Raw genomic sequence first — 26,704 nt, forward strand, 5'->3', positions numbered from 1 at the left:
GTCTCTTTTGGAGGATACCATAGTGAATAAAACACTCTTGAGCGCCATCTTCGGTGCCGCATTCGCGGCCCTTGCCATGACCCCAGCGGCTTTTGCCGGTGATCAGACTCTGGCCGAATTCCACGTAGAAAACGGCGGCTGTGACTCTTGCCACCAGGACGAGTCTCCTTCTGCTGATGGCGCCTACGAATTTGAACAGTGCCAAAGCTGCCACGGCACCCTGGCTGAAATGGACGATGTCCACAAGCCACACGATGGCAATCTGGTTTGCGCCGACTGTCACGCGCCACACGACAACAACGTAGGCCAGAAGCCTACCTGTGACGCCTGCCACGACGATGGCCGCACTTCAGACACAGTGCTGAAAAAGTAACGCTTCAGGATTGTCAAAACGCCGGCCCAGTGCCGGCGTTTTTTATTGCGTTAAATTAACCTGCTGGGCTACTGTGAAACATTCATTTGAGCGCAGGGGAGCGGGAAATGCTGTTCATGGCAAGCAGGATGCAATCCACACTGAAAGCCGCAGCAAGGTTGATAACAGGTGTGGTCTTTGTAGTATTGGTCAGTGCCTGTGCCCAGGCGCCAACGTCTCATATGAAGCCCCCACCGCCCATCAATGAAGCCCTGTTCAGCCCCATCGCAGTGCCATCGCCGGACAGCTTTATCAGCCTCACCGAGCCGCAGAAGCGCGAGCTTGCAGCCTATGTGCAGGCGCCTGACATTGCCCTGTTACCGCCCTACAGGCAGGTCGAGCGGTTCCTGTCGAGCAAGCTCGCCGACTTTGGTTATGAAGGTAACAATCTCGGTGCGGCCACGGCATTGGCGCAGCTTGGCGGGAATTGTATGAGTCTGGCGCTGGTGACGCTGGCGGTGGCCAAAGAGCTTGAGGTGCCGACCCAGTTTCAGTTGGTGCATGCCTCGCCGGTGCTGCTGGATGCGGCGGACGATTTGGTGGTGCTGTCTGACCATGTGCGCACCCTGCTGTACGATGCGCCCGCCAACACAGAGAGGCTCAGCCCCTTTTTCAGTGGCTATCGGATCCTGGCCGTGGATTACTTTCCCTCCAACAATAACCTCTTCGGCGCCGTGCTCGAGAATGATACTTTCATTGCCATGTTCTACCGAAACCTCGCCTCCGATGCGCTGATTAAAGGCGATTTACCCTCGGCATACTGGCTTGCCCGCGAAGGGCTCAAGTGGGATTCTGGCTATCTGCCGCTTTTGAATCTGGCGGCGATAGTGCACAGACGCAGCGGCGATGCGGTCAGCGCCGAGGCGCTGTATCGCTATGGGCTTGCACTTGCGCCGGACAATATTAATTTGATGGCCAACTACCGCACGCTGGCGCTGTATGAGGGCAAGACTGAGCTTGCCAGAGCGCTCAAAGTCAAAATGGATGCTGTGGATGAGTACCGCGGCTTTGACTTTTATGTGCTTGGCAGGGAGGCTTTGGGGCGAGGGGAGTTGCAGGATGCCAAGCGCTATCTGAACAAGTTTTTGCGCTCAACCGATTATTTCCATCCCGCCTGGTTTGATATTGCCAGGGTCTACCACGGCCTTGGCGACGAGGAAGCGGCAAAAGCGGCGCTCAGGCAGGCACTGACGCTGGCATCCCAGAGCGATGATGTCAAAAAATACAGCGCCAAGCTGGCCATGTTAAAGGCTGCCGGGCGCTGAGTGGTAGTGCGCCGCTGTGGTGATTGCTTACCCGGCCAGCCCAAAGCTTGGCTGGTCGGGTAAAGCGTCGGTTACGGCTAGGATCCAGAGTCTTTCGCTACGGCAATTTGCCAGCGCTATTGGCCAGCGCTATTGGCCAGCGCTATTTATCAGTGCTAGTGGCCACCCTGTTCTTGGCTGATATCGCGATTTTCAGCGCCATCAGGCACATCTGCCGGCGGCTGTTGCAGCCACTTTCGACCCGAAAACATCGCCGAGATAATGCCAGGCTGTTTGCGGTTGTCGGTGTAAATCACCGCCGCAATATGGATAACGGCAAACAGCCACAGCAGATACACCGCATACACATGGGTCTTGCCCGCCAGTGACTTCATCGGCTTGATGGCATCGGCTTTTGCCTTGTCGACAAAGGTATCGTCATAGGGTTTGATGTTGGCGGCGGATGCGCCATCCCTGACGATTTGGCTTTGGATACTGCTGCCAAAAGGCGGGTAGTAGATATCGGTACCGGCACGGTACAACCCGGTTACCCCAATCACCAGCATCAGCAGCACCATGGCGCCAACCGCCAGCTTGCCTTTGGGGTTATGCCCCAGATACTCAGGCTTTTCACCGCGTTTGGTTCGCGCTTTATATTCAGCCAGAGTTTTGATGCTTGATGGCCCCGGCAGCATATGCCCAAGGCTGCCGTAGCCACGGCTGACTAAACCATAAATAAGCCGCAGTGCCAGATTGGCGATAAACAGATAGCCTACCACCACGTGGGCGGTTTTGAGCCCCACCTTGGCATCGGTGCCGCTGATCCCCAGTTCTGGCTTGAACAGCATGACCAATCCCAGAAAGCTCAGGGTCAGCACCAACAGCAAGTTTACCCAGTGAAATAGCCGTACCGGTAGCGGCCAGACCCGATACTCCCTCAAGGTTTTGATTTCAGGTGTCATTTAGATTTCCCCATCTTGAATTCCCCGACTCATTTTATGCCCCTTTGGGGGCTTTATTAAATGAAATTAGCTTCATTCGTCTTAAGCGATTGGCAATCTTCCTAATCCTAAAGTGGGGGTCGGTGCCATAAATTAGCCTGATCCGGGGGGGGGTTATTAATACCAGTAGGGGACGCTATGCGATAAAAGCCTCAGCATAATTAGCGTCAACAGATTGACGGTGTCAAAGATGATGAACAAAGGATTAATCGCAATCGCCCTCGGATGGGCACTGGCTGCCTTCACTGGCCAATCACAGGCCGGGCAGGATATCAGCGAGATTGACGAACTGGCGCTCGGGGCCAATCAGGCCAATGTGATGCAGCTGGGGGATTTCCTGACGGTGAACGCCAGCCAACTCGGCCAGGCCAACCAATTGACCCTGCTGCAAGACGGCATTGGCAGCGAGGCCAACATTCAGCAGCTGGGGCAGGGCAACGAGATAAGTCTGTTGCAGCAGGGCCAGTATCTTGAGGCCAGCCTGCTGCAAGCCGGGAGCATGAACCGGATTGAGGCCACCCAACAGGGGGTTGGACATCTGCTTGATGTGGATCAGTACGGCCTAAACAATCAGGCCATCATCAATCAGACCGGCAGTGACAATTCAATTTGGATCCAGCAGTACGGGTCCGGACACGCAGTAACTGTGACTCAATGGGGTCAGGGACAACACACAGTTGTGACTCAGGGTCACTAACCCACACCATGGAAAGGAATGAACCGATGAAAAAGTCCAAAATCGCTCTGCTTGTTGCCGCAACTCTGGTTGCTGGCTCAGCAATGGCAACCAGCTCTGAAAACGTTGCCAATGTAAACCAGACCGGTAGCGCCAACAACGCACTGGTAACCCAGGTTGAGCAAAGCAACCAGAACAATGCCGGGATCAGCCAGACTGGTGACAGCAACAACGCTGTAACCACTCAGGCCCGTACCTCAAGCACCACCGCCACCACCACTCAGGTGGGTAATGGCAACACTGGTTTCATTAACCAGAGCGATGCCACTGCTACCGCCACCGCCACTATCGTGACCGAAGGTAACAATAACACCGCCACCATCACTCAAAAGCTGAATAACCAGCAGTCTGCCGCAGCTCTGGTTACCCAGAACGGTGATGACAACACTGCAACGATCACTCAGAACAACGCCGATGGTGCTCAGTCAACCATCGACCAAAACGGCAGTGGCGACACCGCTGAAATTAACAACTACTGGTCTGATAATGCCGACGCGACCATCACCCAGAACGTGGGTGCCGGTAATAATGCTTTGGTTTCCCAGAATGCCTCAGACGCTGCCACTGCTGTGCTGACTCAGACTGGCGAAGGCAACATTGGTCGTATCAACCAGGCTACCGGTAATTATGCGCACAGTGCCGGCAGTGACGATACCTCTGCAAGCCTCACTCAAAATGGTGTTGGCAACCAGGGTACCATCAACCAAAACGCCATGCACAACACCGCTGCTGTTGACCAGGACGGTAACAGCAACCAAGCAACTGTTACCCAGAACGCCGAAGGCAATGGCGCTACTGTTGGCCAGATTGGCGACAGCAACGTAGCTCTGGTTACCCAGGATGGCGTTGGTGCCACTGCCGGCGTGAGCCAAAACGGCACTTCAAACAACGCGATTGTTTCACAGTTCGACGGCGCCAATACTGCCTCTGTTGACCAGAATGGCACAGCTAACCTGGCGTCTGTGACCCAGCGCAGCAGCGGCAACTCTGCCACCGTGACCCAGGACGGTGTCGGCAACAACGCCTCAGTAAACCAATTCGACATGGGCAACATGGCGGAAGTAGATCAACAAGGTGACGGCAACTTCGCCAACGTGACTCAAAGCGCCGGTGCCGGTACTGGTTCAAACAAGGCCAATGTGTCTCAGCTGGGTGACAACGATTCTGCTACAGTGGCTCAGGTAGGTTCCGGCAACGAAGCCGTGGTACGTCAGACCGCCAACAGCCACGACAACACTATCTCTATCAATCAAACCGGTTCTGATAACTATGCCGGTGCAGCCTCCCAGTTAGGTGGTGGCAGCAGCATCAGCATCACTCAGGACGGTAACCGTAACCGTGTTGCCAACAGCCCAATGGCTGAGAACTACTATGGTTCCGACATTGGTGCCGGTACCTACGGCGCCGGTAACACAGTGAACATCCAGCAAGCTGGTGAAGACAACCTGGCCTATGCCGATTCAGCGCACGAAAATTCGTCAGTTGATATCGTGCAGAGCGGTGAGTTCAACAGCGCAGCCGTTGAATCCTGGCTCGGTCTGGAAAACGACCTGGACGTAATACAGGTTGGCGACAACCACATTGCTGACGTGTATGTTCGTGGCGGTTCTTACAACACTGTAACTGTTACCCAGTTTGACAGCAGCAACCAGGCTTATGTCACCAGCATGGGTTCCAACAACACAGCGATTGTGAATCAGGGCACACTAGTGTCCAACTGATGATTCTCTGAACAAAGGGTGCTTCGGCACCCTTTTGCTGTGACAGAACAATTGACGGTAAATAGCTTTGGAAGGGGTGGATACTGTCGTTTATTTGGTGTAACTTGTGCTTGTTCTGCTTGGAGATTAGTGCGGAGCAGGGCGAGTTAACCCAAATTTAACACGGAGGTTGAGCGTTATGTTCAAGATTATTCATTGGATGGTTGTATCTCGTTCACATTTATTGGGTGATTTGCTGGATTGCCGTTGGCCACAGGAATTCCTGGTCAAATTGACCAAGGCTGAACCTGAGGAGATGAGCAATAAATTGCATCTCAGCCAGATTTCACTGGTAGTCGTGGATCTGGCGTCTGTGGATTTGCAGAAGGCGTATCAGCTGCAAAAACACATCGAAAGGGAATATTCGTCTATCAAGGTGGTATTTATCCACTTCCCCCGTCAAACCGATGCCCGTTTTCTCATTAACCCCTCTGTAACCGCAGGGGTGTTTTTCTTTGACGCCAGTTTGGCTGAAGTTGGTGAAGGTCTGGGAGAAATCCTCAAAGGCCGCAGTCAACTGCCAGCGCAACTGCTTCGCAACGCCAATGGCGACGATTACGAAGAAGACAGCGACAAGCTGACCATTCGTGAGCGCGAAGTGTTGCAGGCGCTGCTGTCAGGCAGCACCAACCTGGACATTGCCAATCGGTTGTTTGTCAGTGAAAGCACCATTAAGACCCACCTGTATCGCGCATTTCGCAAGATAGGTGTGTCCAGTCGTGGTCAGGCGATTGCCTGGGCTCAGACGCACCTGCATGAGGTTCATGTGTGAAAATTTGGCTGCTGGGGGCGTTGCTGTTTGGCAATGTCGCCCTGGCATCTGATGAAGGCATTATTCTGCCTTCCCAGGCTGCCGAAGGGCAGGCAACCAGCGATGCCAAACCTCGGAACGAGGCCGACTTGATTGATGGCCTTATTCTGAATCGGGCCATGACCCGCATGGGCCACAGATTCTACCGTGAGTTTGTTGGCGCCTGGCGGGATATTGGTGGAACGGGAGAACATGCCGGACTGACAGTGGTGGAACAAGCCACGGCACGCAGTGGCAGCAAAATCAGTGTGCTGCACAACCGCAAAGCGGTATATGTGACCGTGGTTTCTCCCGCCAGTCGGCAAATCGATGCCCAGGCCATGGCGGCCGCAAAACGGGTAGACGAAATGCTTCGGCAACAAAAGCAACAGGCCGTTTGGCAGGCAATGGCGGATCCGGATATGGCCGCCGATGAGTTTTAGACAGGGAATGCATAATGAAACTATGGCTGACGGCAGCGCTGTTTTTATGCACCAGCGCAGGGGCGACACAATTGGTGTACACCCCGGTCAACCCCGCCTTTGGCGGAAATTATCTTAACGGTTCGTATCTGCTGGCCAATGCGTCGGCACAAAACGAGCACAAAGCGAGCTCAGGCTACACTCCGCCGTCGGCATTGGACCGACTGGCCGGTTCCTTGGAAGCCAGGCTGATGAGCCAGCTGTTCAATGACGCGGCCAATGGCGGTGAAGGCTATCTGAGCACCAACGACTTCAATATTCAGGTGGTAAACGAAGACGGCGTGCTGTTGGTACATATTACCGACAAGGCTACCGGTGAAACCACTGTGATTGAGGTTGGCGGCCTCGGAGGAGGCAGCTGATGCTACGTGTAGCTATGCTTTGCAGCGCAGCGCTGCTATTGGGTGGCTGTGCAGCGTCGCTGGACACGGCTCCCACGGCCCAGGCCAGCAGCCTGATGCCCAGGGGCGCCTCCTACTACGACCTTTTGGGGCTGCCTGAGCCGGCGGGTCCCATGTTTGCTGCTGTGTATGATTTTCGCGATCAGACCGGGCAGTACAAGCCTATTCCATCCAGTAACTTCTCCACCGCCGTCCCCCAGAGTGGCACTGCGTTTCTGGCCAAGGCGCTGAATGACTCCAAGTGGTTCATTCCGGTCGAGCGTGAAGGGCTGCAGAATTTGCTGACCGAGCGCAAAATTGTCCGCGCCTCCCTTGGCGGTGATGGCAGTAGATTGCCGCAGCTGTCCAGCGCGCAGATCCTGATGGAAGGTGGCATTGTGGCCTACGACACCAACATTCGTACCGGTGGCGCCGGTGCCCGCTATCTGGGCATAGGTGCGTCGGGGCAATACCGGGTTGACAGTGTCACGGTAAACCTGCGGGCGGTGGATATTCGTACCGGTCGCTTGCTGTCCAGTGTCACCACCACTAAGTCGGTGTTGTCCAAGGAAATGTCAGCCGGGGTATTTAAATTTATCGATGCCCAAAAGCTGCTGGAAGCCGAAGCCGGCTTTACCGCCAACGAGCCGGTGAGCCTGTGTGTTGCGGCGGCCATTGAAAGCGCTGTGGTACACCTTATCGCCGATGGCATTTGGAAAGGCTCCTGGGCACTTGCCAACCCGCGGGATGATGTAAATAACCCGGTGCTGCAAAAGTACTGGCAGGAAGCTCATCCCGAGGCGGTCATCTATCAGCAAGGCAATCAAAGCTGACGATTGATATCATTGAAAAAGGCACCCTGAGGGTGCCTTTTTTATGTGCTTCATTTGCCTCAGCTGCAACAGAAGATCCGTTGGCGTCTTTCTGCTGCAACAAGTCTCGCTGCGGCAGGGTGCTGTTATGCTCCCAGCCAAGGTGCGGCTGCGGCTTTATCCTCAAGGTGCAAAGAGACAGTGTCCAGCGGCGCCGCCTGAAGCTGCAAAGTGGCGGTATGCAGCTCGTCCCGGCGCAGGAAGTGAATCGCCAGTTCAGTGCCAACACCATAACTTTCGAGCTGTTTTTCAAGTCCGGCGCCAGCCTGCAGATGGTCGACTGCAATCAGCAAATCGCCCACCGACAGCCCGGCCTGATAGGCACTGCCACCTTCTGCAACCGTTTGAATGCGAACTCCAATGGTTTCGGGTTTGAATTTGGCGCCAAGGGCGACTTTCAAAGTGTCGGGACGGCCGCCGCCGCTATCGCTTTGGCCTGAGGCTGGCCGCAGTTCCATCCGCACCCCAAAGTGAGCCAGCAGCGGCTCGAGGGGCAGATCGTCGGTGTTGTCCAGAAAGGCAAAAATGTCGCTGGCATCCCGTTCCAGCAGTTCACTTACCAGCTCAAAGTGGCTGGTCTCTGTGGTGCCCTTTCCCGGAAGGCCAAAGCGTTGCCACAGGAGCTGCATCAAAGAGTCTATGTTCTTTTCGCCGCCGGTTTCCTTGCGCAGGGTGAGGTCAAGGTACAGGGCAAAGAGTGCGCCCTTGGTGTAATAGCTCACGATGGCATTCTGGGCATTCTCGTCCTGCTTGTAGAACTTGGTCCAGGCATTGAAGCTTGAATCCCGCAGGCTTTGCTTAAAGCGTCCTTTGCCGCGATAGACCCGGGTCATGGTTTCGCTCAGCATATCCAGGTATGCCTCAGCGTTTACCCGTCCTGCGCGCAGGGTGAGCAGGTCGTCATAGTACGAAGTAATGCCTTCGTAGGCCCACAACTGGCGGGTGTAGCTCTCACTCTCAAGGGCGTAAGGCAGGAACACCTCGGGCTTGATGCGCTTAACGTTCCAGTTATGAAAATACTCATGGCTGCAAAGGGATAAATAAGTGCGGTAATCCTTGCTGACCGCTTCATCCATTGTGAGCGGTAAGTCCTTGCGCGAGCACACCAGCGCGGTGGAGTTTCTGTGCTCAAGGCCACCGAAGCCGTTATCCAGCACCATGGTCATAAACAGGTATTCATTGAACGGGGCTTTGCCGCCAAAGAGCTGGATTTGGGTTTCGCAGATGGCCTTTAAATCGGCGCAAAGTCTCGGCATATGGCAGCGGTGACGGCCGGTCAGCACTATGTGGTGCGGCACGCCGCAGGCCTCAAAACTCGCCAGGGTGAAATCCCCCATCTCTACCGGATGGTCAATCAGGGCATCGTAATCGTCGGCAACAAAGTCACCGAATTGCCAGGGATTGCCGCTGCGTCTTTTAAGACCAGTGGCAAGGCGCCAGTGCGTAAGCTCTGGCAAATCAGGTGCCTGCATGGAAACCTGTAACGGTTGCTCGGTTTGACCTTCAACTGCCAGAAACACGCTGGAGCCATTGAAAAATCCGTGGCTCATATCCAAATGGGCGCTTCGCACCGACATATCGAAAGCGTACACCTGATACTGCACTGTCAATGGTGCACCTTGGGCGCATGCCAGCTGCCAGCGCTGTTTATCGAGCTGATTGAGGGCAACGGGGGCGCCGTTTTGGCTGGCTCGGATGGAAATCAGATTGCGGGCAAAATCCCGGATCATGTACGAGCCCGGGATCCAGGCCGGCAGCGATAAACACTGGTTTGCCGCAGGGGAGGGAATGTCGATGCTGACGTCAAACAGATGGGCTTTGGGATCGCTTGGGAGAATGCTGTAACGGATCATAATGGTTCCCGATGTCTAGGGGCTGTTGATCTTTCGTGGTTAAATTTTGTTCTAAATAAAAGCGTTTTAATCAAGGGGAGTGCTCTGCCGCCTGGTGATTCTAAGTCCTGGTGATTCTAAGTAAGGAGCGCTCCCGGAATGCTGGCATGCTGCCAAAAAATGTGGGTCTTGGCAAAGCCTTGGATGGGTGAGACTGTGGCTCTTGAATGCCTTTCCTAAATGGAAGGCATAAGTCCGACACTCACCTAAAAGACGCTTACCCAAATGCCGCTGGCCTTGCTATCATAAGCCCATTGAATTTCAGGCAGAAAGCCGGATCATTTTTTTTGGGCAAACTGTCTGTTCGGGCAAATTTGGGCAAGCCATTGGCAAAGCCTGGCAGCATATGGAGTTCACCATGGCCGAAGAAACCATTTTCAGCAAGATTATCCGCCGCGAAATCCCCGCCGACATCCTGTATCAGGATGAACTGGTTACCGCTTTTCGGGATATCGCACCCAAGGCGCCAACCCATATTTTGATTATCCCCAATCACCTTATTCCTACAGCCAACGATGTAAAGGCATCCGATGAGCTGGCCCTGGGGCGCATGTTTACCGTGGCAGCCAAGCTTGCGGCCGAGGCAGGCATTGCCCAAAGTGGCTACCGCCTTATCATGAACTGCAACAGTGACGGCGGCCAGGAGGTGTATCACATCCATATGCATCTGGTGGGCGGCGAGCCGCTGGGCCCTATGCTGAGCAAGCGATAAGCCATGAAAGTGAATCCGGATTTTTTCCCGCTGACGACCCTGGCCAGGCGCTTTGTCAGTCAGCTGGCACAGTGTCGCCGTCTGGGGATTGAAGTGCTCGAAGGCAGTGAGCACCACGTGCTGCTTGAGCTGCCCTACAGCCCGGCGCTGATTGGTTATCCCGACACCGGGGTTATCCATGGCGGGGTGATCACCACCTTGATTGATACCGCCAGCGGTACCGCTGTGGTGTGCGCTATCCAGGAGAAATTCAACACCCTGGAGATTTCGCCCACCCTGGATTTGCGGGTGGACTACATGCGTCCGGCCGAACCCGGCAAGCCTGTGTACGCCTTCGCCGAGTGTTATCGCTTATCCAGCAACATCGCCTTTACCCGCGCCATTGCCTATCAGGACAGCATAGATGAACCCATCGCCCATGCGGTGGGCTCCTTTATGCGCATCAGCCCGGAAATGGTCGGTGAGCAGTTCCGCGGCGCCCTGCTTGAAGATGGCATAGTGCTTGGGCCGGAAGTGACCGAGCTTTCTCACTGTCAGGACGAAGCCACCCGCTCAGCGCCCATGGACGTCAAAGAAATCGTTCGCCGGGTTACTGAGCTCAATGACTTTGGTCATCTGTTGGAGCAGGTGCCCTACGCCCGCTTTATCGGCATGGCGGTGGAGCGATTCGGGGATGAATTGGTGTGCCGTTTGCCGGCGCGGGATGCCAACATAGGCAACCCAGTGCTGCCTGCTATCCATGGCGGCGTGATTGCCGGTTTTATGGAAATGTCGGCGATTGTGCAGCTGATGGTATTCATGCAAACATCCAGAGTGCCCAAGGTGGTGGACTTTTCCATCGACTATCTGCGGGCCGGGCTGCACAAGGACACCTTTGCCGAGTGCATCATCACCCGCCAGGGGCGCAGGGTCGCTAATGTGAACATTAACTGCTGGCAAACCAACCGCAAGCAGCTGATTGCCACCGCGCGTGCTCACTTCCTTATCGACTGATAACGCTGATAGCAAGGTCGATAAGCCTGGATTCAGCAAGGCCGTGGCACTCTGGTGGAATTCGTTAATCAGGAGGCAAGATGAAAAAAGGAATGACATTGGTGCTGGCAGCCGTGCTGGCTATGGGCGTTGCAGGCTGTGCCAAGCACACCGCCGGAGTTTCTGTGGCCTCCAGCGGCGAAACCCGGGTCGATAACGCCACCTTTGGCCGCGAAGTCTCGGTCAGTAACCTCAGTCTGCTTGGCAGCGGCGATATGCTCAAAGGGACGGCGCTCATCGCCAGCAAGGTTTCGACCGATCTCAGGCTGCAATACAAGTTCAGCTGGTATGACGCCCAGGGGATTTTGGTTGAAGGGGAAGGCCAAAGCTGGCAGTCCCTTAAACTGCATGGCATGCAACAGCAACAGGTCAGCAGCGTCGCGCCCAATCAAAGCGCCAGCCGCTTCGAAGTCTATGTGCGTAAAGCGTTTTCGAACTGATCTTTGGCGCGTGAATAACTGAAAACACCGGCTTGGCCGGTGTTTTTTTATGGGCCGAATTCATCCCACCTGGCCGCTGGTCACAAAAATGGCGCCACTGCGGTAAATTTCATCAAAGCCGTTGCAACAAAAGTATCATCTTGGTGATGGATAAGCGTATAATTGGCCGCGCCAAGGGGTGTCCGCCGCAGGCGGACTGAGATGTCTACCGACAAACCCTTAGAACCTGATCCGGCTGATACCGGCGTAGGAATGGGCCTAAGATAGCAACGTATATTCTTGCCGCTCCGAGCTTGCCGGATCTCAAACATTTTTGTTGAGGTCCCCATGTTTACACCATCCCGCAGTTCCCGTTTCCCCTTGTTTGGTCTGGCGCCGGTCGCCCTGGCTGTGGCATCTGTGATGTCGCCAGTGGCTATGGCCAATGAGCCTGCCGCTGAAGCGCCCATGGAAGTGATGCTGGTCACCGCCGATTTCCGTGGTCTGGCGGTTGAAAAAATTCCCTCCAGTGTCACCGTAATTGATGCGCAGAAGCTTGAAGATGAAGGCGCGCAGCACTTTGAAGACATTCTTGGTGCCGTGGCCAACTTCAACTGGTCCGGCGGCACCTCGCGCCCGCGTTATTTCCAAATTCGCGGTGTGGGTGAGCAGGAAGAATACAAGGGTGCTCCGAACTCCTCTGTGGGCTACCTGATTGATGATATTGATCTTTCTGGCCTTGGTATGGTGTCGTCCATGTACGATATGCAGCAGGTGGAAGTGCTGCGAGGTCCCCAGGGCACCCGCTATGGCGCCAATGCGCTGGCGGGCTTGATTTACCTGAAAAGCAACGATCCCACTGAGCAGTTTGAGCACGGCGCTCAGCTGAGTCTAGGTTCAGACAATCTGCGTACTTTCTCCGGCTTCAGCTCGGGCCCTATGATGGACTCGGGTGAGCTTCTGTATCGTGTGTCGCTGCAACAGCACAATCAGGATGGTTTCCGCGACAACCTGTTCCTTGACCGCTCCGACACCAACGAGCGTGATGAACTGAGCCTGAGAACCAAGGTGCGTTGGTACGCAAGCGATAACACCCAGGTGGATTTTACCCTGCTGCATGCCGACTTTGACAACGGCTACGATGCCTGGACGCTGGACAACAACGGCTTTAATACCCTGACCGATCAGCCCGGCGTGGATGCCCAGCGCACCACTGGGATTGGCCTTAAGCTCAATTACGACGGTTTCAGTTCTGCCGAACTGACCTCGCTCACCAGCTTTGCCGGCACCGACCACAGACACGCCTACGACGGTGACTGGGCCAACCCAGAATATTGGGCCAGCCGCGAGTGCGAAGCCTATGACGATAACTGGAACGTGATTGGCACCGAGCCCTGCGTGTACGACTACACCTGGGATAAGCGCGGCGATCGCACTACGGTATCCCAGGAATTTCGTCTGGCGAGTAAAGAAGAAGGGCGCATTTTTGGCGGCAGCACTGACTGGCTGCTGGGCCTTTACGGCATGCAGTTGAATGAAGACAACGATCTCACTTCTTTCTACAACGGCTGGGCTGATGAAACCCTGCGCTCCGAGTACGATGCCCGTAACCTGGCGGTGTTTGGTCAGCTCGATACTGACTTTGGCGATGGCCTGAATCTGTCGGTGGGAGCCCGGGTTGAGCGCCGCGATGCCGATTACGTGGATGATGCCGGAGATGCCTTCAGCCCGTCCGAAACCATGTGGGGTGGTCATATCGCCCTTGGCAAGCAGCTTAATGACAGCCATAACCTCTATGGCCGCATTGCCCGTGGTTACAAGGCCGGTGGTTTTAATATGTCGCTGCCGGCCGAGTTTGCCGACAAAAAAGAGTTTGATACCGAAGTCCTGTACAACTACGAAATAGGTCTCAAATCCAGCTTCCTCGATGGCAACCTGGGCACCAATCTGGCAGTCTTCTTCATGGATAGGCAGGATCAGCAGGTTTCTGCATCGCAGCAGGACCCTGAGCGGCCACAGCGTTTTATCCTGTTTACTGAAAATGCCGGCAGCTCAACCAATTATGGCGCCGAGCTCGATGCCAACTGGTACGCCACCGACAATCTGCATTTTTATGGCAGCCTGGGCTACCTCAAGGCCGAGTACGGTGATTACAGCTATCAGGACAAATACGGCACTGTGGTTGATCTCAGCGGCCGTGAACTGGCCCACGCGCCAAACTGGACCTGGTCTGTGGGTGCCACCTGGCGTGCCGACAGCGGCTTTTTCGCCAATCTCAATGCCAATGGCAAGAGCAAGTTCTACTATTCTGACTCCAATGACTCAGTGTCAGAGGCGTATTCTGTGCTCAATGCCCGCGCCGGTTATGAAGGCGATACCTGGTCTGTGTATCTGTGGGGCCGTAACCTGCTTGATGAGCAATACGGTGTCCGTGGCTTCTACTTCGGTAACGAGCCAGACAATGGCTGGGCCGATAAGCAGTATATCCGCTATGGCGACCCACGCAGCGTGGGCCTGACTGTGGATGTCAGACTCTAAACCAGACGGCAATTTATCTTTTATCCGGCGCCTACGGGCGCCGTGGGAGACAAGCACATGAAACTCACCGCTGAAATCAGCATGTATCCCCTGCATGAGAACTACGTTGAACCTATTCGCTGGTTTATCGGGCGCCTGGACAGCTATCCCGGCATCACCCGTCGTACCAACGCCATGGCAACCCAGGTACAGGGCGACTATCAGGAGGTGATGACCATGCTCGCCACTGAGATGCAAGCGGCCCATGAGAAGTTCGGCAAGGCCGTGTTTGTGTGCAAGTTCATCGGCGGAGCCCTGGACTTGTCCCACTCGGAGTAAGGCATGCAAGCGGATTTTTGGGGCTGGATTGGCGGCGCCCTGCACAGCGCCTTCGGTGAAATGCAGGCATTGTCAGTATGGGAAGCCGTGGCCGTGGTGTTGGCGCTGGCCTACCTGCTGCTGGCCATGAAACGCAACCGACTTTGCTGGGCGGCGGCCTTTGCCAGTACAGCCATCTACACAGTGCTGTTTTACGAAGTGGCGCTATTGATGGAGTCGGCGCTCAATGTGTACTACATGGCGATGGCCGTTTACGGCTATTGGCTGTGGCAGAAAGAAGATGCCGACACCTTAAAGGTCAGCAGTTGGCCGCTCTCAAGGCATCTGCTTATTATTGCGCTGACCACATTGGCATCCCTTGGCTGCGGTTATCTGATGGCCAATTACACCCAGGCATCTTTCCCGTATCTGGATGCGGCCACCACCTGTTTCGCGGTGATGACCACTTATCTGGTGGCCAAAAAGGTGCTCGAGAACTGGCTCTACTGGGTGGTGATAGATGTGGTATCGATTTATCTCTATCTCAGCAAAGGGCTGATGATGACCTCTTTGCTGTTCGTGCTCTACGTGGGCCTGGCTGTGGCGGGTTACTTTGTCTGGCGCGCCGCGCTGGCTGAGCAGCGTGAGCCTGCATTGGCGCTTGAGTCCTGATGAGTCAATCCGCTGATTTTACCAACTGCTGCCCCTGGGAAACCCCGGGGGTACGCGCATTTGTGGCGCACACCCTGGGTGAAGAGACGCTGACGCAGGCGCGCTTCCGTGCGCTTACCCAAGGGCTTAGCAACGATAACGCCTTGATTGAGGCCGGAGGCCACGCCTGGGTGCTGCGGATTAATCGCGATGAGAGCAGTGTATTTTGTCAGCGAGCCTTTGAGGCAGACAACTGGCAATTGGCGGCGAGGGCAGGGTTGGCGCCGCCGCTGCTGGGGATGAGCGATGACGGCCGCTGCTATTTATCAGCCAGGCTCGAACACGGTGACTGGCCACAGAAATACGCTGAAATTCCCGCCTCAGGTTTCAGGCATTTTGCAACGCTCAGCGCGCCCGGTAACAGTGTTTGTCCGGGTCTTGATGAAACCAGCGACGCGGGCTTATTGCTCGCGCTTCTAAAAGGCTTACAACAGCTGCCAACCCCCGCCAATCCCAAGGGCTTTGCTGCCCAGTGGCAGGATTACCAGCGGGCGCTGGATGAAGGCTTGCCCCGCTGGCAACACTGCCAGGAGTGGCGCCGGGCGCAGCGGCAACTGGCATCTTGCTCGCAGGCGATCCAGAGCGCGCTGCAGCGCATCGAGCATAAGCCGTTTGCTTTGCAATACAGCCACCGCGACCTTACGCCCCATAACCTGCTCTGCCACGGTGGCAAGCTGTATTGCATCGACTTTGAGTATGCCTGTGCATCCCACCCGCTGTGGGATCTTGCCGCAGTGCTTGCCTCCCATCGGCTGACTGCCGATGCCCAATTGGCGCTCGTTCATGGGTACCTTTATTTTCACCCGCAGCTCGATCAGGACGATGCACCACTGATTGTCGATGCGGTGGCCCTGCATTGGTATTTTGGCGCCATCTGGGCGCTATTAATGGCAGGGCAAAGTGGTGACAATAATTATCTTTCTTGGTTTTACAGATACTTACAATTAGCGGTAAGTTGAGGGATTTGCAGCTCTGGCCACCCTTGGTAACCTTGAGCCAGACTGATGTGGAAGGATCCCCAATGAAATCTCGAGTCATTTTTACCCTGATGCTGGTGTTTACCCTGGCGGCATGCTCCACCAAAATGAGCTACTACTTCCTCGATTGGGCCATCGAGTGGGAGCTGGACGACTATGTCAGCTTCGATAAAAGCCAGCAGCAGGCGTTCGACAAGGTATTGGATGAGTTTATCCTTTGGCATCAAAAGGATGAATTGCCTCGCTATGTGGCGCAGCTCGATAACCTTAAAGCCCAGATGCAGTCCAACACCCTCACACCCACGCTTTGGGCCGACCATGTGAACTACGCCCAATCCCATTGGTTCAGACTGTTTGACCACGTGTTTGACGGCATTTTGCCGATTATCCAAAGCCTGTCTGACAAGCAGGTGGAGCACCTTATCGCCAAACTCAAAGAAGACGAAGCCGAAACTGTGGCTGAGTATGCCGGTAAGAGTCAGGCAGAGCTGGTCAAAGACTCCGATAAGCGCCTCGAAGAGCGGGCCGAAAAGTGGCTTGGCAAGCTGAGCGACAAGCAAAAGGCGATGATCCATGACTCCAACACCACCCGGCTGGCAACCCTGGATATGTGGCTTGAATACCGCCATGAATGGCTCAGGCAGTTCGAGCAGGCACTCAGGCAGCGCAGCGACACCGAGCAGCTCGCCAGCCGCTTGCGCCAATTGATGACGGCGCCACATACCCTGCGCTCACAGGCGCATCAGGACGCTATCCGTGTCAATCAGGAGAACTTTGGTCGTCTGGTGATGGACATCTACCGGGATCTGTCCGATAAACAACGTAAGAAGCTGTGGCGCGAATATGACGCCCTGACAGAAGACTTGCGTGAATTAGCACAGGAAGCGGCCCAGGAATTGGATGCCGTCAGCGGGGAATGACCTGATTGGGTGGGGAAGCTCAAACCCTCTACGCTGATTTGATAAACATGCTGATTTGATAAACATTCGGCGCCGCTGAAATAAACTTCTGCTACTGCGGGTCTTTAAGGCAAAGCAACTTATGTTGCGACAGACGCAAATAACGCACACCAGGCTGCGAGGACCCCATGCTGCAACTTATTCAAAAGCTCAACACCCAGGGCCGTCATATTGGTGACGCCCTTGCCCCTTTGGCACTCAGGCTCTATCTGGCACCGGTTCTGATGCAGGCCGGTTACAACAAGCTGGCACATTTTGAAGATACCGCTGCCTGGTTTGGTAATCCCGATTGGGGATTGGGACTGCCGTTTCCGTCTCTAATGGCTGGCCTTGCCGCCGGCACTGAGTTTTTTGGTGCCATCCTGTTGCTTCTGGGGCTGTTTACCCGACTTATCTCGATCCCTCTGATGGTAACCATGTTGGTGGCCGCTTTTACCGTGCACTGGCAAAATGGCTGGCTTGCCATTGCCGACCCCTCCAGCTGGCTTGCCAATGAGCAGGTGATGCAGTCCGCCGAGCGTTTGTCCCGTGCCAAAGAGATACTGCAGGAATACGGGAATTACGACTATCTCACCGGCAGCGGCAACTTTGTGGTGCTCAATAATGGTATCGAGTTTGCCATCACTTATTTTGCCATGTTGCTGGCGCTGTTTGCCCTGGGCGGTGGCCGCTACACCAGTATCGACTGGTACGTGGGCAAGCGTTTTGGCCTGACCAGAGACTGACATAACAGGGCTTGCCAAGCCCCTGCAATGGACATCCCGAAAATCCCGTACGCCGGTGGCGGCGGGATTTTTGCGTTTTTCATGCTATGCTGGCGCCATGCATGATAAAGAGGATAAATCATTGGATGCCTTAACCTTATTGACTACCCGTCAGTCCTGTCCACGGCTGTTGGCGCCGGCGCCGGATGCGGCTCAGCTGAAGCTTATTTTGGATGCGGCGGTGCGGGTGCCAGATCACGGTGCCCTCAATCCCTGGGAGTTTATTATTGCCGAAGCTGAGGGACTGTCGCGGCTCGGGGAAATATTCGTCGAGGCAGCCAAAGCCAACGGTGGCGATGAGGCGTTTTTGACCAAGGCCGAAGGCATGCCCAAGCGGGCGCCCATGGTGATCACCGTGGTGGCCAAGACTCAGGCGCATCCCAAGGTGCCAGTGCTCGAGCAGCAAATTGCTGCAGGCTGCGCCGCCATGGCAATGCAGCAGGCCGCCTTTGCGCTGGGACTCGGCGCCATTTGGCGTACCGGTGATTTTGCGTTCGATCGCAAGGTGCATCAGGCGCTGGGGCTTGGTGACGATGACCAAATCGTCGGCTTTTTGTATCTGGGTACGCCAGCGGTGGATGCCCCTATCAAGGCGCCGCGGGACCCAAGCCCATACGTGCGTTATCTGTAACTGAATCAGCAGATAATAGAATCTGCGTTAAGATAGCTGGCAAGCTCCTGATAAGCGTTGCCGCTAAGCGCTGACAGCCTGCTCAGATAGCAACAAAAAAGGCCCGTTTGGGCCTTTTTTGTCTTTCGCGGTGAGCTTGTTTGCGAGGCGCTTTCTTGCCTTATTCCACGGCGGCAGAGCTTGAGGATTACTATTACGGCAAAGTCTGGCTGTTAGTATGACGGCAGTGCCCGGAAGGCGCTGCCTTGTTAGAGGGCAATGCCCACTTCCAGCGCGTCGAACCAATCCAGAAACTGCTTTACCTGCTGGCCTTTGAAAATCCGCCCGTGCTGCGGGCACATGTACTGAATATCCAGCTCACGCATGCGGCTGACCCAGTTGCTCTTGGCGCGGTTTGACGGCATCCAGCGGCGGTGGAAGTAGTCCATTTTACTGACGTGGCTGGCAAAGTCGTCCACAAAAATATCGGCCTCGGCAGGTTCGAGCGCGGCGCCCACATCCCCGGACATCAGCACCTTAGCTACAGGGTCGTACACATGGAAGTTGCCCGAGGCGTGCAGGTAATGGGCAGGAATAAACTGCAGCTCCACCTCGCCAACCAGCAATTTGCCACCTTTATCCTTGATGGGCTCGTAACTGATGTTGTTCATGCCGAAGTGACGAATAAAGCCTTCCCACAGCCAGGGCGCAAACAGTTTGGCCTTGGGCAGGGTTTGGTCCCACAGCCCCAGAGACGAAATGATATCGGGGTCCTGATGCGAGGCAAAAAGGTAAGTCAGTTGCTCCAGCGGCAGATGGCGCACCAGACTCGCCAGCATGGGAGCAAAGAGTTCAATGCCGCCCGGATCCATCAGTAATGATTGATTGCCGCTTTGGACCAGATACTGGTTGGTGTCGATGATTTTTTCGTTTTTCTCGGGATCGCGACCGAAATACAGCCACTTGTGTGTTGGCGTCTCTACCAGCAGTTGGGTTTTCATGGTTAATCCTTAACGTCAGTGAGAATCAAACAGGCGAATGGCGGTATCGACACGTTCGCGAATTTGCGCAGCAACGGTATCGACCTTATTGGCAACGTCCACAAAAATGGCCTGGAAACGGCCGTCAACCCGGCAGGCCTCGACCCGGCAAATGCTGGCGAGCGCATTGGCGCTGCGAAGGTTTTGCTTTAAGTCCATCAGTTGCACCTGCATTTTGCTGAGCACCTGATTAAAGTCGCTCTCAAGCCTGGCGTAGTTGTCTTCGGTGGCATAAATGGCGCCTTCCATGCTGTAGGCGTAGGCGGCGTTACCGGCTTTGTCGCGGGCGGCGTGAAAATAGTGCAGGGCGGTGGCGGTGCGGGCGGTGTGGGTTGCCAGCTTACTGGCATCCTTGGCCAGTTGGTTGATTTCATTGGCGGCTCTTTTGGTGTAGCCCGCCAGCTCATCAATGTAGTGGGTGAGCGCCTTGAAACCGAGTGCCGCACTGCCAATCCGGCTTGAGGCGGCCTGGGCATTACTGGCGGTGAGATTGATTTCTTTACAGCAGGCGAGGGTGTGATTGAGCTCGGCGGCCACCATGGCGGCGGTGACGTAATAAGGCCTGCTTCCCTGAGAAATTGTCTTCATCGCCAAATCCCCTCCCGATAACGGGCAAATATCCATGCGCAACGGTATAAAGTATAGTCATAGCTTAAAATTTTGCCTGTGAAGCAAAAATTCGATAACCGGAGGCAAGGTGCAACCTTTTACAACCGAGAGACTGACGCTGCGTGAGTTTACTGCTGAGGATTGGCAGGAGATCCTGGCGCTGGTCAACACCCAGGACTTTATCAATAACATTGGTGACCGCGGTATTCGCGATGAAGCGGGGGCCAGGCAGTATTTGCAGGATGGCCCTATCAACAGCTATGGCACCCACGGCTTTGGCCTGTGGCGGGTGTCCCTGACTGCAGATGACCGATTTATCGGCACCTGCGGCCTTATCCGCCGCGACAGTCTGGCCGACGTGGATATAGGTTATGGACTGCTGCCCGCGTTTTATGGTCAGGGGTACGCGCTGGAGGCGGCTAACGCCTGCATGACACTTCGCAGCCGCTTTGACATCAATCAGGTGGTTGCCATAGTGACCGAAGCCAATCTGCCTTCCAGACGACTGCTGGAGAAAATTGGCCTTGAATTTTCACACAAAATTCAGTTTGGTGAACCTGCGGAAGAACTCCTGCTTTACAAGCTTTTAACTGATTGAAATTCGGTTATTTATTTTGATTGTCAAGCGACCGGTTCTGCCATAAAATTTGCGCGTTTTCCGGGGCAAAGATACCCACGTGTGTCTTTGCCGTATTGACGCCCTACCTCGAAAAATAGCCCATCTCCTTCCCGGGCCCTTGAGTACAGCGAAAGCGTAGCTTTTGTGCGGATCTTGCAATCATGGTTTGTAAGTTCAGTGAGTCTGTGCTCGATGAAGTAGCAGACGCGCTTGTCGATCGCGGTTATATCTGCATTGACAGTCTCTTTGCGCCCGAATTGGTGCTCAAGCTCAGACAAAAGGTGTTCAGCGAGGCTGACGACACCTTCAAACCGGCCAGTATCGGCCGTGGCAATGAACAGCACCGTAATGCTGATATCCGCCGCGACAGTATTCGCTGGCTGGAGCCCGGCTGCGACATCGACAATGGCTTTTTAAGCCTGATGGACACCCTCAAAGACGGGCTGAACCGCCGGTTGTTTATGGGGCTGTTTGACTATGAGAGCCATTATGCCCTCTATCGCCCGGGCGCATTTTATAAAAAGCATGTGGATGCACTGAAGGGCAGCCAGAACCGTATTCTGACCACGGTATTTTTTATGAACCCGGACTGGCAGCCTGAGCACGGTGGGATCCTGAAACTTTACGATGAAGACGATACCCTGCTTGAAGAGATTGCGCCGACCATGGGCCGTTTGGTGATTTTTCTGTCGGAGCGTTTTCCCCATGAAGTAATGCCAACCACGGTGGAGCGGGCAAGCATTGCCGGTTGGTTCCGGGTGGCGGGCAGTCAACACGGCTTTTAACGGCCGCGGTCTTGCAAATACCTTTATGCGCGCATAAATCTATCAACTCGTAAATCAGTCACAATAAAAAAGGGATGCAACTGCATCCCTTTTTTCATTTTTGGCGCTTAGAAGGCCAAAATCAGATCGGTCGAGAAGGCCCAGCCGTTGGCACCCACCTGGAATGGCACACTGGAGTAACCCACGGGTGAGTCGTTCAAATACAGTGCCTGCATGTTCAGGCGCAGTTCGCGTCTGTCCAGCGGGAAGTAGTTCACGCCCAGGCTGACATCGTAGGGATCGCCATAGTCACCAAAGATTTGCGAGTAACCGGCATAGGCCTGCAGTCTACCTGGGATAACCATGGCGCTGCCCTGAATTTGGAAGCCTGAGTCATCCACCGAATCCACCGGGATCGGGCCTGTGGTCACGAAATCATCCAACCAGCGCTGATACACCTCGGCTTCCAGCGACCAGCCCTTGTACTTGAAGCCGCCGTTGATGGCTGCCATCTGGTAGGTGGCTTTACGGATATCGCCGCCGGTACCGAAGGGGTCGGTGCGGAAGATAAGGGTACCGTCAGACAGGCGCAGCTGGCTGTTTTCAAAGCCTTCTGTGCCGGGCTGGCCCTGAGCATCTTCACGGCTGTGGGTGAAATGCACCCCGAACAGGGTGGCAAATTCATCGTGGAACTCGTAGTCGCCGAGACCTTGACCGGGGCCGTACTCACCTGTGGTTGGCATCCACCACAGGGCGCCGGAGACGGTATTTAGCTCGCCATCGAGCTGAGCGGCATTCACCCCGAGCTGACTCAAGTTGTTACCCAGCATGGCTCGGTACTCCAGCCCCGGAGCCAGCTTGCCGCTGGCCCACAGGCCTGAGGTATAGGAGCCACGGAAGAATTCATCGGCGATGGTTCTGTGGTCGTTTTTGAGCCAGTTGGGGAAGGTGTAGTTGGTCGAACGGGTCGACGGCAGAGCGCCAATCCCCGCGTACAGGTTAAAGGCTTCATCGAACTGGAAGCCGAGGTTACCACCCAAGACCACCTGCGCAGGATCGCCCTGGCTGGTGTTGGATGTCCAGGCATACATCAGGTACTTAAAGCGTGGGTCGAACAACCAGCCCTTGAAATTCAGGGTGATTTTCTGGAACTGCAGATCGTTACGCAGATCCAGATTGCTGGTGCGACCAAAGCTGTCGGTATAGGTGTCATCAAAACCCTGTTGGTTCAGATAACGGGCGTAGGTGAAGGCGCTGATATCCAGCTCGCCCATGCTGTCGCGGGCAACCACAAAACCCTTGCCCGGCTCATAGAATCCGGCTTTGGGGGCATCGCTGCCGGGTTTTGGTGGCGGCCGCTTTTGCGGGGCGGCGCTGCGCTCAACCGCAGCTTGATTTGCGCTGGTAGCCGCATTGGCGGCAGCCAATGCGGCGGCTTCCGGCGAGGCGTCGGTAACTTCCGATTCCAGGCTTTCAATGCGCTTTTCAAACTCGCGGCTTTTGGCATCCAGCTCGGCTTTCATGGCCTTGAGTGCCGCCAGCTCCTTGGCAATTTCCGCTGCCCGGGCATCGGTGATTTCAGCAAGCGCCAGATTGGGGCTCAGCAGGGCTGCGCCAACCAACAGGCTGATCAGTGATGGTTTCATCATTCTTTCCCTGTTTATTGTCTCGGTTACAGCAGATTAAAGTCGTAGTTGACTATCACCCGGAAATCGAGGAAGTCATCTGCACCGGCAAAATTATCGTCCTGATCCACATAGGCGGCACGCATACGCACCCAAACCCGCTCGCTCCAACCTTCTTTCAAACGCCAGTCGAGGGTGAGATCGTATTCGGTTTCATCGGCGCTGGCGGCAGGGCCGCTTTCAGGGGTGTCGCCATGGACGATATTGGTAAACACGCTCATGTCCCCCGGGCCAACCCGACCGAAATCCATGGAAAAGCCCAGCATATAGGCGTCTTCACCGGCGCGGTCAAAGTCGTCCACTATGATGGACAGGTAGTTGGCGGGGTTACCGAATGGCTTGATGATGCCGTGATCATCGTCGGTGGTACTGGCACCAAAACGCCAGGCAAAGGGGCCGTGTTTCAGCTCAACCTTGGCCGCCCACATCTGGGTATCAAAGGCGCCAATAAGCTCATCACCGCTGCTTTGCTGCCCTGTGTATTGCAGGTTGGCGCGGATACTGCTGCCTTTGACGATTTCAAAGGGGTGTTCCACTTTGGCGAACACAGTATCGAAGGTATCGAAGGTGCGCTGGTAGATGGCGCCCACTGTGGTACCGGCATCGCTGATGTAGCGGGCACCGGCAAAGCCCAGGCCTTCATCTGTTCCGGCGGCGCCGGCAGCTTCCGACATAGAGATAAACTCATCGTCGCTCTTGCCCTTTATCTTGTCCACGTAACCGGCCATGTAACCAAAACCTGTGGGCGAGGTGTTGCCGATGGCAACCCCTTCAAAGGTGTTGGGCACCATGCGGATATCGTGGCTGCCAAGGTAGGGCAGCTCGAAGCGCTGACGACCGATGCGCATACCATGATTTTCGGCAAAACGTATGGTGACATTGGCTTCGCCAAGCACGGTAAAGCTTTCGGGGCCGGGCTTGAACAAGCCTGTGCCGTCTTTATCGTCCGGGCCGTACAGCTTTTGTGAGGTGTAGACTGTGCCATTGACCCTGAGCCAGTCGTTGAACCAGCCAGACTTGTATTCCAGCGCGCCACCGAGGGCCCAGCCGACACTGTCGGCCTTGGTATCGCGGTCGCGGTCCAAATAGTAGGTTCTGGGTTTGAGCACCAGACTGCTGTCACCCAGAAAGTCACCCTTGTGGGTATCCGGGGTGTCAATGGGGTTCACGTCACTTTGCTGGTTGGGTTCGTGATCGCGCTCGTCACCGGCCTGTTGCTGTGCAAAGGCCGTGGCAGGAACTGCCACGGCCGATGAAAGCAGCCAGGCCACGAGCAGAGGATTGCGAGTGGCCATGGTATCTCCTTACTTGCCTGGAGCCTTGCACACCTCAGGGGCGTGATAATCCAGGTTCATCAGACGGAAGAAGTTTTCACCCAGCGCAATGTGGCGGAAGGCGTTATCGTCCATATATTTGAGGGCGCGGCTGGTGACTTCCAGTTCCTTGGCGTACTGATCCCGCGCCTTGCTGTCGGCGGCGACGAAGTCGGAGCCAGGCAGGATACGGGTTGGGTAGGCGTTAAAGAAGTCGATAAAGATAGGACCCCACTGGTGATAGGCGTTGTAGAGCACATCCCAGGAGATATCCAGCATCAGGTTAGGGTACTTATCCAGCAGATCCTGCATGATGGATACGTGCATGTTGGGCGGGATCTTGGTCAGCTCTTTCGACAGACCCATGTGAGCCCAGACAATCTTGTTATCGGGGTACTTGGCCAGCACGTATTCCATCAAAGGCAGGAATTCAGTGGGGTTGGCGTTGTTACCCAGATCCGAGTGCAGGGTCACCGGAATATTGCGCTCTTTGAGGATGGCCATAAAGGGCGCCCAGGCATCGATGCTTTCGAAGGTGGCAGGTTCGTGCTTGTTGCCAAGCAGCGCCTGCTTCATCACGTTGAGCTCACCGGCCCAGCTGAACATACCTGGGTATTCCTTGTCGTACATCTCGATGGTTTTAACGATATCGTCAGGATGCGCCAGATCCATAAAGGTCATCGACAGGGTGATGTGCAGGTTTTCGTGTGGGTAAGCCACCACATCCATGCCGTTGACGAAGTCATTCTTCACGCTGGGGCTGGCAGGAGTGCCTTTACAGTCGAGGTAGTAGGTACAGCCGGACTTGAGATCCAGTACCTGGCCTATACCGAAGTAGTTCACAAAGCGCACACCGAGGGAGTCGAACATGGCAAACAGCTCAGGTGCAGGCATGGCCGCGCCGCCGAAGGGGCGTGGGTGGAAGTGTGCATCTACCAGTGCAGTGTAGGGTTCTTTCGCTCTGTCGTAACAGGCCTGCTCACTGGCAGGTTTGGAGAAAGACGCCAGCGAACGCTGAGCCACTTTGGTGTCGGCACTCGCCTGCGCCTGGGCTTCTTCTTCGGCCTTGGGAGTAGAACTGCACGCCGACAACAGCGCCAGTGCAGGCAAGGTGGCCAGCAGTGGACGCAGGGCAGAAGACATACGGGAAAGACGATGGGTTTTCATGGTAACTCCTTGTTATGGAACTTACTCCGCTCCGGGAGGAAGCCAGCTGAACTGCAACCGGCGACGCGGCATGGGGGCAGAGGTGTGCTGATCCTTTAGGGGTATAGGTGCAGCATAGGGTAAAAGCCTGACAGTTAAACTCCGTCGAAAGATTGATAATGATTGTTATCAATCACTTACGGTACGTTATGGGCGTGTGGTCACGCTGTTATCCCGGGTCTCGGGATGTCAGGGCTGCAACAGAGCATGCTTTTGTCTTAATCATTTGATACAACTGATACTTATTGACGTTATGCATTGTCCAAGGAGTGAGCATGTCTGAGGCCGCGGTACCAAACCTGTCCGGCGAGCTGGTGATTTTAGAACCCCTGAGCCTGAACCATGTGCCTGCGCTGCAGCTGGCCGTCACCGATGGCAAATTGTGGGAGCTTTGGTTTACCAGTGTGCCCGAGCCTGACGCGGTAAAGGCCTATGTAGAAAAGGCGTTGATGCAGCAGCTGGAAGGCTCGGCAATTCCTTTTGCCGTGCGCTCCCGCGCCACCGGACAGATTGTCGGTGCGACCCGCATCTGCAATATCGAGCCTGAGAATCGGCGCATGGAAATTGGTTACACCTGGTATGGCAAGAGCGCACAGCGCACCGGCATCAACACCGAAGCCAAACTCATGTTACTTGGCTATTGCTTCGAGACGCTCGATGCCATTGCGGTGGAATTTCGGACCCACTGGCACAACCAGGCATCACGTCAGGCCATCGCCCGTTTGGGAGCGCGGCAGGATGGGGTGCTGAGAAACCATAAGATCTTAAAAGACGGCACCATTCGCGATACCGTGGTGTTTTCCATCCTCGACACCGAGTGGCCCGTAGTGAAGCAGGATTTACGCTTTCGCCTGACCAGACACGCCAGTGTGTGAAAGAA

Annotated in this window: 28 protein-coding genes and 1 riboswitch; of the genes, 21 read left to right on the forward strand and 7 right to left on the reverse strand. The window is 55.3% G+C overall.

Going from position 1 to position 26,704, the window contains the following annotated elements; translation table 11 throughout:
* The first annotated feature begins 22 nt into the window (after positions 1-22).
* On the forward strand, positions 23-373 hold the full coding sequence (cctA, locus tag STH12_RS05340; RefSeq protein WP_126166599.1) for a tetraheme c-type cytochrome CctA: 351 nt from the start codon (positions 23-25) through the stop codon (positions 371-373).
* A gap of 128 nt (positions 374-501) precedes the next feature.
* The gene (locus STH12_RS05345; protein ID WP_164551147.1) at positions 502-1,677 is read left to right on the forward strand and encodes a tetratricopeptide repeat protein; all 1,176 of its coding nucleotides are present in this window, start codon (positions 502-504) and stop codon (positions 1,675-1,677) included.
* Between the two features lie 155 nt (positions 1,678-1,832).
* Here STH12_RS05345 and STH12_RS05350 read toward each other — a convergent pair whose 3' ends face one another.
* Complete coding sequence (locus STH12_RS05350) at positions 1,833-2,618, reverse strand: cytochrome b/b6 domain-containing protein (protein WP_126166601.1); 786 nt, start codon at positions 2,616-2,618, stop codon at positions 1,833-1,835.
* A 229-nt stretch (positions 2,619-2,847) separates the two neighbouring features.
* Here STH12_RS05350 and STH12_RS05355 point away from each other — a divergent pair, with 229 nt between their 5' ends.
* From STH12_RS05355 to STH12_RS05380, 6 genes are all read left to right on the forward strand, one after another.
* Positions 2,848-3,354, forward strand: a complete 507-nt coding sequence (locus STH12_RS05355) for a curlin (RefSeq protein WP_126166602.1) — start codon at positions 2,848-2,850, stop codon at positions 3,352-3,354.
* Positions 3,355-3,380: 26 nt separating this feature from the next.
* Positions 3,381-5,114 (forward strand): curlin, encoded by a 1,734-nt coding sequence (locus tag STH12_RS05360; RefSeq protein ID WP_126166603.1) that lies wholly within the window; start codon positions 3,381-3,383, stop codon positions 5,112-5,114.
* A gap of 178 nt (positions 5,115-5,292) precedes the next feature.
* On the forward strand, positions 5,293-5,925 hold the full coding sequence (locus STH12_RS05365; RefSeq protein WP_126166604.1) for a LuxR C-terminal-related transcriptional regulator: 633 nt from the start codon (positions 5,293-5,295) through the stop codon (positions 5,923-5,925).
* Positions 5,922-6,386 (forward strand): curli production assembly/transport protein CsgE, encoded by a 465-nt coding sequence (locus STH12_RS05370; protein ID WP_237158754.1) that lies wholly within the window; start codon positions 5,922-5,924, stop codon positions 6,384-6,386. Before STH12_RS05365 ends, STH12_RS05370 begins: the two co-directional genes overlap by 4 nt.
* A 14-nt stretch (positions 6,387-6,400) precedes the next feature.
* On the forward strand, positions 6,401-6,787 hold the full coding sequence (locus STH12_RS05375) for a curli assembly protein CsgF (protein ID WP_126166605.1): 387 nt from the start codon (positions 6,401-6,403) through the stop codon (positions 6,785-6,787).
* A complete protein-coding gene (locus tag STH12_RS05380; RefSeq protein WP_218567776.1) occupies positions 6,787-7,638 on the forward strand; it encodes a CsgG/HfaB family protein in 852 nt (283 codons plus the stop codon). Before STH12_RS05375 ends, STH12_RS05380 begins: the two co-directional genes overlap by 1 nt.
* 125 nt (positions 7,639-7,763) lie before the next feature.
* On the opposite strand, the gene STH12_RS05385 is transcribed toward STH12_RS05380, so the two are convergent.
* Positions 7,764-9,530 (reverse strand): M61 family metallopeptidase, encoded by a 1,767-nt coding sequence (locus STH12_RS05385; protein ID WP_126166606.1) that lies wholly within the window; start codon positions 9,528-9,530, stop codon positions 7,764-7,766.
* Between the two features lie 397 nt (positions 9,531-9,927).
* Here STH12_RS05385 and hinT point away from each other — a divergent pair, with 397 nt between their 5' ends.
* The 10 genes from hinT to STH12_RS05435 all read left to right on the forward strand — a co-directional run bounded on the left by hinT (position 9,928) and on the right by STH12_RS05435 (position 18,609).
* Positions 9,928-10,281: a purine nucleoside phosphoramidase gene (gene hinT, locus STH12_RS05390; protein ID WP_126166607.1), complete on the forward strand. Its 354-nt coding sequence runs from the start codon at positions 9,928-9,930 to the stop codon at positions 10,279-10,281.
* 3 nt (positions 10,282-10,284) lie between these two features.
* The gene (locus STH12_RS21775) at positions 10,285-11,274 is read left to right on the forward strand and encodes a PaaI family thioesterase (RefSeq protein WP_126166608.1); all 990 of its coding nucleotides are present in this window, start codon (positions 10,285-10,287) and stop codon (positions 11,272-11,274) included.
* A gap of 80 nt (positions 11,275-11,354) precedes the next feature.
* Positions 11,355-11,753, forward strand: coding sequence for a YcfL family putative periplasmic lipoprotein (locus STH12_RS05400; RefSeq protein WP_126166609.1), 399 nt, complete (start codon positions 11,355-11,357; stop codon positions 11,751-11,753).
* A 164-nt stretch (positions 11,754-11,917) separates the two neighbouring features.
* A riboswitch (TPP riboswitch) is annotated at positions 11,918-12,023 on the forward strand.
* Positions 12,024-12,080: 57 nt separating this feature from the next.
* A complete protein-coding gene (locus STH12_RS05405; RefSeq protein ID WP_126166610.1) occupies positions 12,081-14,270 on the forward strand; it encodes a TonB-dependent receptor in 2,190 nt (729 codons plus the stop codon).
* Between the two features lie 57 nt (positions 14,271-14,327).
* Positions 14,328-14,588 (forward strand): hypothetical protein, encoded by a 261-nt coding sequence (locus STH12_RS05410; protein WP_126166611.1) that lies wholly within the window; start codon positions 14,328-14,330, stop codon positions 14,586-14,588.
* Positions 14,589-14,591: 3 nt separating this feature from the next.
* Positions 14,592-15,239: a nicotinamide riboside transporter PnuC gene (gene pnuC, locus STH12_RS05415; protein WP_126166612.1), complete on the forward strand. Its 648-nt coding sequence runs from the start codon at positions 14,592-14,594 to the stop codon at positions 15,237-15,239.
* Positions 15,239-16,237, forward strand: a complete 999-nt coding sequence (locus STH12_RS05420) for a phosphotransferase (protein WP_126166613.1) — start codon at positions 15,239-15,241, stop codon at positions 16,235-16,237. Before pnuC ends, STH12_RS05420 begins: the two co-directional genes overlap by 1 nt.
* 62 nt (positions 16,238-16,299) lie before the next feature.
* Positions 16,300-17,175 (forward strand): DUF6279 family lipoprotein, encoded by an 876-nt coding sequence (locus tag STH12_RS05425; RefSeq protein WP_126166614.1) that lies wholly within the window; start codon positions 16,300-16,302, stop codon positions 17,173-17,175.
* A 167-nt stretch (positions 17,176-17,342) separates the two neighbouring features.
* The gene (locus STH12_RS05430) at positions 17,343-17,939 is read left to right on the forward strand and encodes an HvfX family Cu-binding RiPP maturation protein (RefSeq protein ID WP_126166615.1); all 597 of its coding nucleotides are present in this window, start codon (positions 17,343-17,345) and stop codon (positions 17,937-17,939) included.
* Between the two features lie 121 nt (positions 17,940-18,060).
* On the forward strand, positions 18,061-18,609 hold the full coding sequence (locus STH12_RS05435) for an NAD(P)H nitroreductase (RefSeq protein WP_126169429.1): 549 nt from the start codon (positions 18,061-18,063) through the stop codon (positions 18,607-18,609).
* Positions 18,610-18,857: 248 nt separating this feature from the next.
* Here STH12_RS05435 and STH12_RS05440 read toward each other — a convergent pair whose 3' ends face one another.
* Positions 18,858-19,589: an oxygen-binding di-iron domain-containing protein gene (locus tag STH12_RS05440; RefSeq protein ID WP_126166616.1), complete on the reverse strand. Its 732-nt coding sequence runs from the start codon at positions 19,587-19,589 to the stop codon at positions 18,858-18,860.
* A 15-nt stretch (positions 19,590-19,604) separates the two neighbouring features.
* Complete coding sequence (locus STH12_RS05445; RefSeq protein ID WP_126166617.1) at positions 19,605-20,216, reverse strand: chemotaxis protein; 612 nt, start codon at positions 20,214-20,216, stop codon at positions 19,605-19,607.
* A gap of 109 nt (positions 20,217-20,325) precedes the next feature.
* Between STH12_RS05445 and STH12_RS05450 the strand changes: the two genes are divergently transcribed.
* Both STH12_RS05450 and STH12_RS05455 read left to right on the forward strand, forming a co-directional pair.
* Positions 20,326-20,835 (forward strand): GNAT family N-acetyltransferase, encoded by a 510-nt coding sequence (locus STH12_RS05450; RefSeq protein ID WP_164551148.1) that lies wholly within the window; start codon positions 20,326-20,328, stop codon positions 20,833-20,835.
* A gap of 182 nt (positions 20,836-21,017) precedes the next feature.
* A complete protein-coding gene (locus STH12_RS05455; RefSeq protein WP_126166619.1) occupies positions 21,018-21,641 on the forward strand; it encodes a 2OG-Fe(II) oxygenase in 624 nt (207 codons plus the stop codon).
* 107 nt (positions 21,642-21,748) lie between these two features.
* Here the strand turns inward: STH12_RS05455 and STH12_RS05460 are convergent, their stop codons facing one another.
* Genes STH12_RS05460 through STH12_RS05470 form a run of 3 tightly spaced genes read right to left on the reverse strand, consistent with a single transcriptional unit; the run spans position 21,749 to position 25,785 of the window.
* The gene (locus STH12_RS05460) at positions 21,749-23,266 is read right to left on the reverse strand and encodes a hypothetical protein (RefSeq protein ID WP_126166620.1); all 1,518 of its coding nucleotides are present in this window, start codon (positions 23,264-23,266) and stop codon (positions 21,749-21,751) included.
* 26 nt (positions 23,267-23,292) lie between these two features.
* Positions 23,293-24,600, reverse strand: a complete 1,308-nt coding sequence (locus STH12_RS05465; RefSeq protein ID WP_126166621.1) for an OprD family outer membrane porin — start codon at positions 24,598-24,600, stop codon at positions 23,293-23,295.
* A 9-nt stretch (positions 24,601-24,609) separates the two neighbouring features.
* The gene (locus STH12_RS05470) at positions 24,610-25,785 is read right to left on the reverse strand and encodes an amidohydrolase family protein (protein ID WP_126166622.1); all 1,176 of its coding nucleotides are present in this window, start codon (positions 25,783-25,785) and stop codon (positions 24,610-24,612) included.
* 314 nt (positions 25,786-26,099) lie between these two features.
* Between STH12_RS05470 and STH12_RS05475 the strand changes: the two genes are divergently transcribed.
* Complete coding sequence (locus STH12_RS05475; RefSeq protein WP_126166623.1) at positions 26,100-26,699, forward strand: GNAT family N-acetyltransferase; 600 nt, start codon at positions 26,100-26,102, stop codon at positions 26,697-26,699.
* Positions 26,700-26,704: the final 5 nt, after the last annotated feature.

Origin of the sequence: Shewanella khirikhana (assembly GCF_003957745.1) — a bacterium.
Classification (GTDB): Bacteria; Pseudomonadota; Gammaproteobacteria; order Enterobacterales; family Shewanellaceae; genus Shewanella; species Shewanella khirikhana.

Bases quoted from the DNA above. Each gene is read 5' to 3' on its own strand.
- STH12_RS05455 (WP_126166619.1), top strand. From the start codon at position 21,018: ATGGTTTGTAAGTTCAGTGAGTCTGTGCTCGATGAAGTAGCAGACGCG.
- STH12_RS21775 (WP_126166608.1), top strand. From the start codon at position 10,285: ATGAAAGTGAATCCGGATTTTTTCCCGCTGACGACCCTGGCCAGGCGC.
- STH12_RS05475 (WP_126166623.1), top strand. From the start codon at position 26,100: ATGTCTGAGGCCGCGGTACCAAACCTGTCCGGCGAGCTGGTGATTTTA.
- STH12_RS05400 (WP_126166609.1), top strand. From the start codon at position 11,355: ATGAAAAAAGGAATGACATTGGTGCTGGCAGCCGTGCTGGCTATGGGC.
- STH12_RS05360 (WP_126166603.1), top strand. From the start codon at position 3,381: ATGAAAAAGTCCAAAATCGCTCTGCTTGTTGCCGCAACTCTGGTTGCT.
- STH12_RS05430 (WP_126166615.1), top strand. From the start codon at position 17,343: ATGCTGCAACTTATTCAAAAGCTCAACACCCAGGGCCGTCATATTGGT.
- STH12_RS05410 (WP_126166611.1), top strand. From the start codon at position 14,328: ATGAAACTCACCGCTGAAATCAGCATGTATCCCCTGCATGAGAACTAC.
- STH12_RS05440 (WP_126166616.1), bottom strand. From the start codon at position 19,589: ATGAAAACCCAACTGCTGGTAGAGACGCCAACACACAAGTGGCTGTAT.
- STH12_RS05345 (WP_164551147.1), top strand. From the start codon at position 502: ATGCAATCCACACTGAAAGCCGCAGCAAGGTTGATAACAGGTGTGGTC.
- STH12_RS05385 (WP_126166606.1), bottom strand. From the start codon at position 9,530: ATGATCCGTTACAGCATTCTCCCAAGCGATCCCAAAGCCCATCTGTTT.
- STH12_RS05375 (WP_126166605.1), top strand. From the start codon at position 6,401: ATGAAACTATGGCTGACGGCAGCGCTGTTTTTATGCACCAGCGCAGGG.
- STH12_RS05365 (WP_126166604.1), top strand. From the start codon at position 5,293: ATGTTCAAGATTATTCATTGGATGGTTGTATCTCGTTCACATTTATTG.
- STH12_RS05405 (WP_126166610.1), top strand. From the start codon at position 12,081: ATGTTTACACCATCCCGCAGTTCCCGTTTCCCCTTGTTTGGTCTGGCG.
- STH12_RS05465 (WP_126166621.1), bottom strand. From the start codon at position 24,600: ATGGCCACTCGCAATCCTCTGCTCGTGGCCTGGCTGCTTTCATCGGCC.
- hinT (WP_126166607.1), top strand. From the start codon at position 9,928: ATGGCCGAAGAAACCATTTTCAGCAAGATTATCCGCCGCGAAATCCCC.
- STH12_RS05425 (WP_126166614.1), top strand. From the start codon at position 16,300: ATGAAATCTCGAGTCATTTTTACCCTGATGCTGGTGTTTACCCTGGCG.
- STH12_RS05470 (WP_126166622.1), bottom strand. From the start codon at position 25,785: ATGAAAACCCATCGTCTTTCCCGTATGTCTTCTGCCCTGCGTCCACTG.
- pnuC (WP_126166612.1), top strand. From the start codon at position 14,592: ATGCAAGCGGATTTTTGGGGCTGGATTGGCGGCGCCCTGCACAGCGCC.
- STH12_RS05350 (WP_126166601.1), bottom strand. From the start codon at position 2,618: ATGACACCTGAAATCAAAACCTTGAGGGAGTATCGGGTCTGGCCGCTA.
- STH12_RS05355 (WP_126166602.1), top strand. From the start codon at position 2,848: ATGATGAACAAAGGATTAATCGCAATCGCCCTCGGATGGGCACTGGCT.
- STH12_RS05380 (WP_218567776.1), top strand. From the start codon at position 6,787: ATGCTACGTGTAGCTATGCTTTGCAGCGCAGCGCTGCTATTGGGTGGC.
- STH12_RS05445 (WP_126166617.1), bottom strand. From the start codon at position 20,216: ATGAAGACAATTTCTCAGGGAAGCAGGCCTTATTACGTCACCGCCGCC.
- STH12_RS05420 (WP_126166613.1), top strand. From the start codon at position 15,239: ATGAGTCAATCCGCTGATTTTACCAACTGCTGCCCCTGGGAAACCCCG.
- STH12_RS05460 (WP_126166620.1), bottom strand. From the start codon at position 23,266: ATGAAACCATCACTGATCAGCCTGTTGGTTGGCGCAGCCCTGCTGAGC.